General features: G+C 35.1%; 13 protein-coding genes. 5 read left to right on the top strand and 8 right to left on the bottom strand.

Annotated features, from left to right (window positions below):
• Nucleotides 1-133: 133 nt before the first annotated feature.
• The gene (locus PN497_RS13805) at nucleotides 134-283 is read right to left on the bottom strand and encodes a hypothetical protein (RefSeq protein WP_272110422.1); all 150 of its coding nucleotides are present in this window, start codon (nucleotides 281-283) and stop codon (nucleotides 134-136) included.
• A gap of 201 nt (nucleotides 284-484) precedes the next feature.
• Complete coding sequence (gene htpG, locus PN497_RS13810; protein ID WP_096566319.1) at nucleotides 485-2452, bottom strand: molecular chaperone HtpG; 1968 nt, start codon at nucleotides 2450-2452, stop codon at nucleotides 485-487.
• 287 nt (nucleotides 2453-2739) lie between these two features.
• On the opposite strand from htpG, the gene PN497_RS13815 reads away from it, so the two are divergent.
• Nucleotides 2740-3171: a DUF29 family protein gene (locus PN497_RS13815; RefSeq protein ID WP_096566321.1), complete on the top strand. Its 432-nt coding sequence runs from the start codon at nucleotides 2740-2742 to the stop codon at nucleotides 3169-3171.
• Between the two features lie 82 nt (nucleotides 3172-3253).
• A complete protein-coding gene (locus PN497_RS13820; RefSeq protein WP_096566323.1) occupies nucleotides 3254-3433 on the top strand; it encodes a hypothetical protein in 180 nt (59 codons plus the stop codon).
• Nucleotides 3434-3489: 56 nt separating this feature from the next.
• Here PN497_RS13820 and PN497_RS13825 read toward each other — a convergent pair whose 3' ends face one another.
• The 3 genes from PN497_RS13825 to gloA all read right to left on the bottom strand — a co-directional run bounded on the left by PN497_RS13825 (nucleotide 3490) and on the right by gloA (nucleotide 7434).
• The gene (locus PN497_RS13825) at nucleotides 3490-4065 is read right to left on the bottom strand and encodes a Uma2 family endonuclease (RefSeq protein ID WP_096566325.1); all 576 of its coding nucleotides are present in this window, start codon (nucleotides 4063-4065) and stop codon (nucleotides 3490-3492) included.
• Between the two features lie 87 nt (nucleotides 4066-4152).
• Nucleotides 4153-6837 (bottom strand): ATP-dependent chaperone ClpB, encoded by a 2685-nt coding sequence (clpB, locus tag PN497_RS13830; protein ID WP_096566327.1) that lies wholly within the window; start codon nucleotides 6835-6837, stop codon nucleotides 4153-4155.
• A gap of 162 nt (nucleotides 6838-6999) precedes the next feature.
• Nucleotides 7000-7434: a lactoylglutathione lyase gene (gene gloA, locus PN497_RS13835; RefSeq protein WP_096566329.1), complete on the bottom strand. Its 435-nt coding sequence runs from the start codon at nucleotides 7432-7434 to the stop codon at nucleotides 7000-7002.
• A 153-nt stretch (nucleotides 7435-7587) separates the two neighbouring features.
• On the opposite strand from gloA, the gene PN497_RS13840 reads away from it, so the two are divergent.
• Genes PN497_RS13840 through PN497_RS13850 form a run of 3 tightly spaced genes read left to right on the top strand, consistent with a single transcriptional unit; the run spans nucleotide 7588 to nucleotide 8871 of the window.
• Nucleotides 7588-8172 carry a Uma2 family endonuclease gene (locus PN497_RS13840; RefSeq protein ID WP_096572594.1) on the top strand — a complete coding sequence of 195 codons (585 nt, stop codon included), beginning with the start codon at nucleotides 7588-7590 and terminating at the stop codon, nucleotides 8170-8172.
• A gap of 14 nt (nucleotides 8173-8186) precedes the next feature.
• Nucleotides 8187-8486, top strand: coding sequence for a type II toxin-antitoxin system HigB family toxin (locus PN497_RS13845; RefSeq protein ID WP_096572595.1), 300 nt, complete (start codon nucleotides 8187-8189; stop codon nucleotides 8484-8486).
• Complete coding sequence (locus PN497_RS13850; RefSeq protein ID WP_096566331.1) at nucleotides 8470-8871, top strand: helix-turn-helix domain-containing protein; 402 nt, start codon at nucleotides 8470-8472, stop codon at nucleotides 8869-8871. Before PN497_RS13845 ends, PN497_RS13850 begins: the two co-directional genes overlap by 17 nt.
• Before the next feature lie 8 nt (nucleotides 8872-8879).
• Here the strand turns inward: PN497_RS13850 and PN497_RS13855 are convergent, their stop codons facing one another.
• The 3 genes from PN497_RS13855 to PN497_RS13865 all read right to left on the bottom strand — a co-directional run.
• Nucleotides 8880-9320, bottom strand: coding sequence for a DUF6036 family nucleotidyltransferase (locus PN497_RS13855; RefSeq protein WP_096566333.1), 441 nt, complete (start codon nucleotides 9318-9320; stop codon nucleotides 8880-8882).
• On the bottom strand, nucleotides 9274-9453 hold the full coding sequence (locus PN497_RS13860; protein WP_096566335.1) for a hypothetical protein: 180 nt from the start codon (nucleotides 9451-9453) through the stop codon (nucleotides 9274-9276). Before PN497_RS13860 ends, PN497_RS13855 begins: the two co-directional genes overlap by 47 nt.
• Before the next feature lie 152 nt (nucleotides 9454-9605).
• A partial coding sequence (locus PN497_RS13865) for an Eco57I restriction-modification methylase domain-containing protein (RefSeq protein WP_272110428.1) occupies nucleotides 9606-11333 on the bottom strand: 1728 nt, incomplete at its 5' end.

The following is an 11333-nucleotide window of genomic DNA, read 5'->3' on the forward strand; positions in this document are numbered from 1 at the left end:
AACGTAGTCTGCGACAAAAAATGAAACGCACTGCTATGGATAACGATTACATGATTCAAGTTCTCAGTTCTTGTTTCATTGACTCTACATTAGATTCCGAAAAGCCCTTATGTCAAGCCTGATTGAGATGCTCTTACCCTGCATACTGTTTTTGTAGTAATTCTGTTAAATCTGAAGATAAATCCCCTTTAAGTAAGGACATTGCTACCTGTGCTTGTTCATCTGGTGGTAACTGTTTTACAACTGCAATCAGTTGTTCTAGGGTAATAGGAATAGATATCATTGCATCTTGAAATATTGTTTACTTAATTAAATTATAAAGCTATTTAAAACCATTTTGTTGCCAATCCTGTAAAAAATCCTTAAAAAGAAATCATCCTGTAAGTCCTCAAATCCTGGACATCCTGATTCAGACAATTTCAATTTCCTATGTCAGCAATAACAAGATAGGGGTTTGGCATTGCTAAACCCCTACATATTGTACCTACTGACTCGCTTTTTCTGTTAACTTAGTCAACACATCATTAGACCTTTCCACAAAAGACTTCATGCCCTCAGCGTCAAAGCCTTTTTGTGACATCAATGCTAAATCATAAACGTGCTGACAAATCATTTTTGTTAACTGCGATGTGGGTGATTCTCCATCACCTTGAATAATACTTCCTTGGTTCAAGGTTAACAAGTTTTGAATCAAAGGATGGGCGGTATTTACTAACAAAATATGATCTTCAGGAAATTCTGCATTTTGCTGTTGCATCATGGCGTTCATATCTCGCAAACGACGCAAAATTTCTGGTAACAATACCATTGCTGGTGGTGTTCCTTGGGGATTATCTGATTTTAACGCCTCGGTACGAATATTAACTTTTGGTTTGTTGAGTGATTTTTCAAATAATTCTTTGATAATTTCACTCTTGGTTTTGTTGGTTGTGGGGTCTACAATTTCCCCTGATTTATCATCTAATAATGTGTTATCAATGTCAGAGTCTACCCGTGTAAATTTAACGTCCTGATATTCTCTTTCTAGGAAGTTAATAAAGTGGGTATCAATGAAGGAGTCCATAAATAGAACTTCTAAACCTTGGTTTTTGTGAAGTTCTACATAAGTCGCTTGACTCGCTTCATCGGTGCAGTAGAAAACTTTATTTTCGTGGCGTTCTTTGTTGCGTTCTAAATATTCTTTGAGGGTGGTATAAGGTAAGCTGGTGGTGTTTCCTGGGGTGACATCTTGCCAAACATCACTCTCAGAAGATTGTACTTCTACTGCGGGTGTTTCTGTTTTTTCTGCTTCTAATTTGGCAGTGGTGCGGAAAACGATGATGTCTTCAACTTGTTTCTTAAATTTCTCATCGTTGAGAACACCAAATTTAACGAATGTGCCTAAATCTTTCCAGGCGTTGATATATTTTTCTTTGTCGGTGCGATATAATTCTTTCAAGCTATCGCCGACTTTTTTAGCGATGTAATCACCGATTTTTTTAACTGTGCGATCGCCTTGTAATGCACTCCGGGAAACGTTCAAAGGAATATCTGTACTATCAATTACCCCCCGCATAGGTAGTAAAAATTGAGGAATAATTTCATCACAGTTATCACTTACAAAAACCTGATTACAGAATAACTTTGTTTGTCCTTTAGTGACATCCACATCAGGGCGCATTTTCGGGAAATACAAAATCCCGTTCACAATAAAAGGATAATCTGTATTTAGATGCACCCATAACAAAGGTTCTTCTTGGAAAGGATAAAGATAGCGGTAAAATTCTAAATAATCTTCTTTAGTTAAACTGCTAGAAGATTCGCGCCAAGCTGCTTTTTGTTTATTCAAAACTTCCCCATCTAATTTGATGGGAACTGGCATAAAATCACAATAGGTTTTAACTAAATTCTTAATTCTCGCAGGTTCTAAATATTCTTCCTCATCAGGCATTAATGTTAAAGTAATGGTAGTACCGCGAGTAGTGCGGGAAGATTCATCCAAGGTAAACTCTGGTGAACCATCACAACTCCAGTGAACCGCTTGAGAACCTTCTTTGTAGGAAAGGGTATCAATTTCTACTTTTTTCGCCACCATGAAGGAGGAGTAGAAACCTAAACCAAAATGTCCGATAATTGGTTGATCGGCTTTTCCTTCATATTTGTGAATAAATTCTTCTGCACTGGAGAAAGCAACTTGGTTAATGTATTTCTTGACTTCCTCTGCGGTCATGCCGATACCATTATCGGAAATGGAGAGAGTTTTGTTATCTTTATCTATGGCAATTGTAATTTCGGGTTCACCTGTGTCTCCATTATACTCACCAGCACGAGAGACCATTTTCAGCTTTTGGATCGCGTCCACAGCGTTGGATACCAGTTCCCGCAAGAAAATTTGATGATCTGAATAGAGAGATTTTTTGATAATGGGGAAAATATTCTCAGTATGTATACTGATAGTGCCTTGTTCTAGCATAGTTATCTGTCTGTTTTACTGGCAGAGATCATTCTGAGGATCAATTTTCGGCTATGTATGTCTTTTTTGAGGTAAGGAATACCTCTAAATTATGATTCGGATTACACTACCATGTTAGGGGGATTGGTGACTAGGGACTCGTGACTGGTGACTGGGTACTGGGAAGAGAATTTGAGGTAAACAATTGTAACAGTATTAGTGGATGATTTTAAGTAATTATGATGAAATGGGTATATTCGACTATTTTTATAATCAATTTGAGCAATTCAATTCAGGAGGTTTGAGTTATGGAAGAATTACTAGAACTTCAACAATTACTGATAAATGGCAATATTCCTGGTGCATTGCTACTAGTTGAAGAGATGACGGAAATGAGTAAAGATGATAAGCTGAATAAAATTTTTAGTTTTGGTAAAATTATTCTTCTGCATCTAATTAAACAAGCTGCGGAAAAACGTACCACTAGATCATGGAATTTGTCTCTTGCTAATGCAGTGAAAGAAATTCAACGCACAAACAAGCGTCGTAAATCAGGAGGAGTGTACTTTACCAGTGAAGAATTGCGAGAAACTTTAGAAGATGCTTATGAATTATCATTGAATGGTGCAGCAAAAGAAGCATTTGAAGGTAAATATGAAACTGAAGAATTAGCAGTAATGGTAGATAAGGAAATGATATTACAACAAGCTATTGATTTAATTTTAGAAAATGCCAAGTAAACAAAATAGAAAGTAAGGGTTTAGCAATGCTAAACTCTTTTATTTATAAAGTATTTGAACATTTTTTAAGTGTAATTATCCTATGAATTTTAACAACATTGACAAACAAATAAATATCACACAAGATGGAAAAGATAATACGATAATTATTACCATTCCTTCCCAACCCACACAACTACAAGCAAACCCCTTCACACCACCCCAACCCCGTGAAGGTGGACTGTTTGGAGGTGAAGAGGAATTAAACTGTATGCAGTCATAACACGATATCCTATCATCCTGGACATCCTGATTCAGACAATTAGATGCTTTGCCAAATTAAGAGGGAGATTCAAAATTCACATCTTCATAAACATCATTTATAGAACATTGAAAATCTACACTTGCTAAATGTAAATTTTCCTCCTTTCCATAACTATACAATACCCATTGTCCTTCTGAATTACGACGAAAAACATCTACATTGATTTTATTTTGACTGACTAACACATATTCTTGGAGTGTGGTTAAATTACGATAGTCAGCAAACTTATCACCTCTATCAAAAGCTTCTGTAGTAGGAGATAAAACTTCGATAATTAGACAGGGATAACGTAAAAAGTTATTAAAGGCTTTATCTCTTGAATCACAACTAACAATTACATCAGGATAATAATAAATATCCATTTTTTCAATATGTGCTTTCGTGTCGGAAATATAAGCTTGACAACCTTTTCCGCGCAGATGATTTCTTAACATAGCAAACACATTGCCACTAATAACTACATGAGTATTACTAGCACCAGCCATTGCATAAACTTGTCCCTGTCTGTATTCATGTTTGATAGAACTGGTTTCTTCTAATTCTAAATATTCTTCAGAGGAAATATAGTTATAACTAGGATTTGCAATCATCGAAAATCACCTCAATAAATATATCAGGTAATGCAACATAATCTTGTGGGGTTAATTATCCTATCCACTCCCACAAGATATATAAACCTACACATCAGAAGATGCTTCTACTAATTTCACATTCTTTTTCCCCACTGATACTTTAACTGCTTGTTTTTTAGAGAATGTCAGTCCGTTTTCACCTTTATCTATAAAAATTGTATCCCCAGAAATAAAGGTATTTTCTAACAATTTGGTAGCCAGGGGGTTTTCAACTTCACGCTGAATTGACCGTTTTAGCGGACGTGCGCCATAAACTGGATCATATCCAGCTTCAACTAAATAATCACAAGCAGCTTGGGATATTTCAAAGGAGATTTTTTGTTCTTTGAGTAGTTTTTCCACCCGTTTTAGTTGAATACGGATGATATGGCGCATTTCTGAACGACTGAGGGTATGGAACAGGATTAAGTCATCAACGCGGTTAAGAAATTCGGGGCGGAAGTGCGATCGCAAACCTTCCATCACTTTATTTCGCATCATATCATACTTTGAATCATCACCAGAAACATCAAGAATATGTTCGCTGCCGATGTTGCTAGTCATTACTATAACTGTGTTTCGGAAATCTACGCCCCTTCCTTGAGAATCCGTAACTCTACCGTCATCTAACACTTGCAGCAGAATATTAAATACATCGGGATGGGCTTTTTCCACTTCATCTAGTAACACCACAGAATAGGGATGACGACGGATAGCTTCGGAAAGTTGACCACCTTCTTCATAACCGATATATCCGGGAGGCGCACCCACTAACCGAGAAACTGAGTGTTTTTCCATGTACTCGGACATATCTAAACGCACTAAAGCATCATCAGAATCAAAGAGAAATTGAGCTAAGGCGCGGGCGAGTTCGGTTTTACCGACCCCAGTGGGTCCCATGAACAAAAATGAACCAATAGGACGAGATGGATCTTTCATTCCCGCACGAGCGCGACGAATAGCAGCGGAAACAGCAGCAACAGCTTCTTCTTGTCCAATAACTCTTTCGTGTAAATGGCTTTCTAATTTCAGTAATTTCTGGCGTTCTGACTCTAAAAGGCGGTTAACTGGTATACCTGTCCATTTGGCGACTATTTCCGCAATGTCAGCTTCGGTGACTTGTTCCCGTAGCAGGGTAGAACCTTGGCTTTGAATTTCTAATAACTGCGTTTCTTTAATTTCTCGTTCTCTTTGTACTCCTTCTAATTTGCCATATTTCAATTGAGCAGCTTTGTTTAAATCATAATCTCTTTCAGCTTGTTCAATTTGCACTCTGAGCGCGTCTTCTTCTTTCTTTAAGGTGCTAATAGCTTCTAATAATTGCTTTTCTCCTTGCCATTGTTCGTTAAATGTTTGCTGTTTAACGGTTAAAGTGGCAATTTCTTGCTCTATTCTGTCTAAACGTTCCTTAGTTTGTGGTGTAGCTAGTTCTTCACCTGATAAGGACAGTTTTTCCATTTCTAGCTGCATTAAGCGTCTATCAATGGTTTCTAACTCCGCAGGTTTGGAGGTGATTTCCATTTTTAATTTCGCTGCGGCTTCGTCTACTAAGTCAATAGCTTTATCAGGTAAAAACCGATCTGCAATATAACGGGCTGATAATGTTGCTGCTGCCACTAAAGCAGAATCGGAAATTTTAACGTTATGATGTACTTCATAACGCTCTTTTAAACCCCGTAAAATTGAGATAGTGTTTTCTACGGTGGGTTGATCTACATATACCTGTTGAAAACGACGTTCTAAAGCTGCATCTTTTTCTATAAATTTACGATATTCGTCTAAAGTTGTTGCACCAATACAACGCAATTCACCACGGGCTAACATAGGTTTCAGTAAATTACCCGCATCCATTGATCCTTGTTGGTTAGAACCTGCACCGACAACGGTATGCAGTTCATCAATAAATAGGACTACTTGCCCGTTAGATTCAGTAACTTCCCGGAGGACGTTTTTTAAACGGTCTTCAAATTCACCACGGTATTTTGCCCCAGCGATTAAACTACCAATATCTAAAGATATCAATTGACGGTTTTTTAAAGACTCAGGAACATCACCATTAACCATTCTTTGGGCTAAAGCTTCGGCGATCGCAGTTTTGCCAACGCCAGGTTCACCAATCAAAACCGGGTTATTTTTGCTACGTCTGGATAAAACTTGAATTACACGCCTAATTTCATCATCACGTCCAATAACCGGATCTAATTTTCCTGCCTTTGCTTGTTCTGTTAAATCCCTACCAAAACGTTTTAAAGCTGGTTCATTAAGATCCGCAGATTCTTTTTCTCCTGCTTTTGTAGAAACTCTTTGAGTCACGCGAACATTTTTAACAGCAGTTTCTAACTTAGCAATATCAACATTTAAACCTTTAAATATCCGTCTTCCAATGCGTTCATCTTCCGCAAAAGCTAATAAAACATGACCTTCCGAGATTTCCCCTTCCTTCATTCTCCCACGAATTTCTTCGGCTCGATCTAGCAGTAAATCTAAATTTCTTCCCAGATACAACTGATCACTTTTAGCTACTTTGGGCTGACGTTTAGTATAACCTTCTAATTGCTCCTGTAACCGAATCGGATCAATTTCCGCACGGGCTAAAATACCTGAAGTTACACTGCTAGATTCTTCTAAAAGGGCAAGAATTAAATGTTCTACTTCTAATTGTTGTTGTTGATAAGCGCGGACAATATCTTGAGATTTAATAACAGCATCCCAAGCTGTATCAGTAAATTTATTTGGATCTGTAGGCTGCATTTTTAAGATTTTAGATGTTTAGATTTTTAAGATTGACGATTTTAGGTTATAAATTGGTGATTGGCAAATAATCACAAGTTTATACAGACGATGGTGATGGTGGCGATGGTGATGGTGGGACCAAGCCCACCCTACTCTAAGATAAGATACTTTAGAGGATAATTACTGACTAACCAACTGGGCTGGGGATTTTTCTGTTTCTGTTGTACCGTGAGTAGCCAGTTGAATCAATTCAACTTTATAACCATCGGGATCTTCAACAAAAGCGATCACTGTTGAACCGTGTTTCATAGGACCAGGTTCGCGGACTACCTTACCTCCACGGTTTCTAATTTCCTCACAGGTGGAGTAAATGTCATCTACTCCCAGGGCGATATGACCATAGGCGTTACCCAAATCATACTTTTCCACGCCCCAGTTATAGGTTAATTCTATCACAGTGTGGTCGCTTTCATCCCCATAACCTACAAAAGCCAGGGTAAATTCTCCACCTGGGTAATCTTTACGTCGCAATAATTTCATCCCCAGGATATCACAGTAAAATTGCAAGGATTTTTCTAGGTTGCCTACCCGCAACATTGTGTGTAGTAATCGCATATTCACCATTTTGATTAACTATTATATTTTATATCTCATCCTTATCAGAAATCTGACTTTTTCAAGAATTTGGGGATATTATTGTTACTTATAAGGTAAATTTTATCAGTGCTTGTGATATAATTTATTTTAATTTAGATGGAGGAAATCATCATGCTTTCATCACCTTTGATATTACATTTTCCCTCGTCAATGCCAATGACAGATGAACAATTTTTTGATTTCTGTCAGGAAAACCGTGATTTACGCATTGAGAGAAATAAATATGGAGAAATATCAATTATGCCACCAACAGGTTCAGAAACAGGGAATCGTAATTTTAATTTGTCTGGACAGTTATATGTCTGGTCTGAAAAAGATGGTACAGGAATTTGTTTTGATTCAAGTACAGGATTTAAACTTTCTACTGGTGCGGAACGTTCTCCTGATGCTGCTTGGATAAAATTAGAAAGATGGAATAAATTAACACCTGAACAACAGATAAAATTTGCTCCGATTTGTCCTGATGTGGTGATTGAGTTAATGTCCCCTTCTGATAATTTGCAACCTTTAAAAGATAAGATGTGGGAATATATGCAAGAACCAGGAATACAATTAGGATTATTAATTGATAGAAAAAATCGGCACGTTTATATTTATCTTCCTGGGGAAGATGTAGAATGTTTAGAAAATCCTGATGTTGTGAGTTGTGAACCTGTTTTACCAGGGTTTGTTTTAAAGATGGGGAAAATTTGGTAGGTATAAATAGGAAGATGCACGTTATTAGTTTTAGAATATTGAGGGAATATATAGAAAATCATGCAGATTCTCAGGAAGCACTAAACAACTGGTATAAGATTGCTAGTAAAGCTAAATGGTCAAACTTAATTGAAGTACAACAGGTTTTTCCAAAAGCTGAAGCTGTTGGTAACTTCACAGTTTTCAATATTAAAGGGAATAAATACCGATTGATTGTTAGCATAGATTATGAAGGACAATTAATTTATATTAAATATATCCTCACTCACCCAGAATACGATAAGGATAATTGGAAAAATGACCCTTACTTTTAATCCAGAAAAATACAAAGAATTATTAAACGCATATCTCCCCAGAATTATTAAAAATGAGGCAGAAAATGAACAAGCTTTAGCTATTGTAGAAGATTTAATGCACCGAGAACGCAGTCCTGAAGAAAATGAACTTTATCAATTGTTAATAACGTTAATAGAAAAGTTTGAACAAGAATATTATCAACCTGTTCAACAAAATAATCCTCTATCTCTGTTGTTGTTTCTTTTGGAGGAGTCTGGGAAAACTAAAGCTGATTTACAAGATTTTTTAGGTTTAGAAGGTGTGGTTGATGATATTTTGAATGGTAAGCAGACAATAAGTTTAGAAGTAGCTGAAAAGCTGGGAGATTTTTTTCATGTAGAAGCAGGTTTATTTCATGATTAGCTGGTATCTTAATCTTGTAAATTCTCTAAATCAGCTAAATCTTGTAATCTCCCTGATGCTTGTTTATTTAATTTCAAATTTTCTAAATCAATAAAATTAACAAAAATATTATCAATTTTTATCTCTATTCTGGCCTGATAACAGGTTGTAAAGTCTATTCCATCTGGTGTAGTAATTAAATCAATGCGATTAGGAGGATAACCTAATTGAATAATTTGATCAGCGCATTGGAAATCTTCAGCAGTTAAACCCAAACTACCAAAACCAAATTCCACTAATGCCTTCATCAGGTTTTCAGCATTTTCCTGACTCATTTCGATCCAAATATCAATATCTTTGGTATAGCGAGGGTGTCCATGAATGGCTACTGCATAACCACCAATTACTAAATACTTTACTTGATTATCGTTTAATAATTGTATAAACTCTTTGAAATCTTGGTTCAACATTGTACTGATATTGGTGATATTCCTGACGAATTTGTTCTAGTGCTTCTAAACGTTTTTGATATGATTGCTTCTGCCAATAATAAAAATCGCTTTTCTGTTGTTTTTGATTAATTTTAGTAACAACTTTTTCCATTATTCATTTCAATAAAGTGCTATCCATAAAATTATAACTCATGAGTAGCATCTTGCAAACCCCTGTATTTTATAAATCAATATTTCCGCTTTTCGCTTTTTCCACTTTCTCAACTTGCTTAGGTACTTCTATTGTGTAAATTTAGGTACAGTTTATCCTTCTATTATTTTAATCTCTTCTGGTGTTAATTCATAAAGTTGATAAACCATTTGATCAATTTCTGCTTCTAATCCGCTTGTATCTGCATTTGGATCTGATTTTTTAGCTGTGAGAATTTGATCAACTAATTGTGTCAGAATGTCTTGATCAAGATTAGAAATTTGAGGAATAGGGATTTGTTCAAAGTATTGAGGTTTTACTTCAAGATAACCTCCACTTCTGACAACACAAATATTTCTCAAAAAATACCAAATTAGTCGAGAATTAAGGATACCAAGTAAATATTTTTCCTTGACACTTATTGGTAAAAATACTGCTGGTGCATTGAGATAAGTACCTGATTCATCAAAACAAAATTTATTTGATTTTTGCAGATTAGGAAATATAATTTTAGGTTGGGTAAACAAATCATAGTAAGCACAGTTTCTTAATTCCCACCAATATTGACCTTTGTCATATCTTTTTTTAGCTTTTTTCTGAAAATTTAATAGATGCTTAAAAATACTTGAGTATTGTTTTTTCATCCTTTCTAAAGCGTCATCTTCTGTTAGCTTACCAAAATTTAATTGTGTAGATTTACTGGCAAATATTATCATCCATTTATCAGCAGATGGAGTAACCCATTTTTTAATGTCTTTACCATCAAAAACAGGTTTTAATTCTGGATCATTAGACATTTTTTTATTAATGATAAAAGCCTCATTTAAACCAGTTAATATACCACGATAACATTTACCAAATATATCTATAATTCGATTATTTTTATTGAGTTTATTTAATAATTCTTGCTCACCATCATTTCTAAAATGCCATACCTCACCTAATAATGATTGATGAGAAATTCGACTAAAATGTTCGGGGTTAAAAAGATTTACCCTGTCATCATATAGAGTTTTATTCACTTTAATAAAATCAAAACTTTCATGAATATTATAAGATTTGGAAGCAAGAAAAATAATTGTATAAGTAGTAGCTTCATCAAATACAACTACGGAAGTAAAATCTAAATACTTGTCAATGGTAAAATTTTTGATCACAAAATCTCTTAGTATCTTACCAGCAGTTGTTTTATCATAAGTATTGTTAATAAAACAGAATTTACCTTGATTGGCTAAAATTGAATGTGAAACCTCATAAAAATAATAAAATATATCTCCAGCAGTAGCAAAGGTAGTAAATTTATTTTTTAGATAGATTTTTAAATATCCTAATTCTTCTGATCTAATATAAGGAGGATTACCAATTACTACATCAAAACCAATAAAATCACCATCATTATTTAATACTTCAGGAAACTCAAAACGCCATTCAAAAGCATAAGTGTAAATTTTGCCATTTTCTATTTCTTCAATCTCAACCCGTAACTTATCAATTTCATTATTTAACTGACTAATTCTTTGAACCCGCAGTTTTTTCTCATCTTCACTTTCTTCTAGTAATAAGGTTTGATTTTCCAGATTGTAAACTTCCCCCTCTAATTGTCTTAACTTAGTTTTATTATGATCACTTAATCCCAAAGTTGTTTTCAAATTACTTTTAATATCGTTAATCAATTTGTTCATTGCTCTTTTTTGTTCTCGATTTTCAGCGTTGCGGTAAGTTTGTACAGCATTTCTATAAATTTCAATACTGTAATTACTTTTATTTAAAGCAACTCGCAAATCAGCATCTAACGCAAAACGACTAATTAAAGAATTACCACATTTGATGTTAATATCAAT

The sequence above is a fragment of the Sphaerospermopsis kisseleviana CS-549 genome (assembly GCF_028329225.1).
GTDB lineage: Bacteria > Cyanobacteriota > Cyanobacteriia > Cyanobacteriales > Nostocaceae > Sphaerospermopsis > Sphaerospermopsis kisseleviana.

Bases quoted from the DNA above. Each gene is read 5' to 3' on its own strand.
- PN497_RS13840 (WP_096572594.1), top strand. From the start codon at position 7,588: ATGCTTTCATCACCTTTGATATTACATTTTCCCTCGTCAATGCCAATG.
- PN497_RS13805 (WP_272110422.1), bottom strand. From the start codon at position 283: ATGATATCTATTCCTATTACCCTAGAACAACTGATTGCAGTTGTAAAA.
- PN497_RS13855 (WP_096566333.1), bottom strand. From the start codon at position 9,320: ATGTTGAACCAAGATTTCAAAGAGTTTATACAATTATTAAACGATAAT.
- PN497_RS13850 (WP_096566331.1), top strand. From the start codon at position 8,470: ATGACCCTTACTTTTAATCCAGAAAAATACAAAGAATTATTAAACGCA.
- PN497_RS13820 (WP_096566323.1), top strand. From the start codon at position 3,254: ATGAATTTTAACAACATTGACAAACAAATAAATATCACACAAGATGGA.
- clpB (WP_096566327.1), bottom strand. From the start codon at position 6,837: ATGCAGCCTACAGATCCAAATAAATTTACTGATACAGCTTGGGATGCT.
- gloA (WP_096566329.1), bottom strand. From the start codon at position 7,434: ATGCGATTACTACACACAATGTTGCGGGTAGGCAACCTAGAAAAATCC.
- PN497_RS13815 (WP_096566321.1), top strand. From the start codon at position 2,740: ATGGAAGAATTACTAGAACTTCAACAATTACTGATAAATGGCAATATT.
- htpG (WP_096566319.1), bottom strand. From the start codon at position 2,452: ATGCTAGAACAAGGCACTATCAGTATACATACTGAGAATATTTTCCCC.
- PN497_RS13845 (WP_096572595.1), top strand. From the start codon at position 8,187: ATGCACGTTATTAGTTTTAGAATATTGAGGGAATATATAGAAAATCAT.
- PN497_RS13860 (WP_096566335.1), bottom strand. From the start codon at position 9,453: ATGGAAAAAGTTGTTACTAAAATTAATCAAAAACAACAGAAAAGCGAT.
- PN497_RS13825 (WP_096566325.1), bottom strand. From the start codon at position 4,065: ATGATTGCAAATCCTAGTTATAACTATATTTCCTCTGAAGAATATTTA.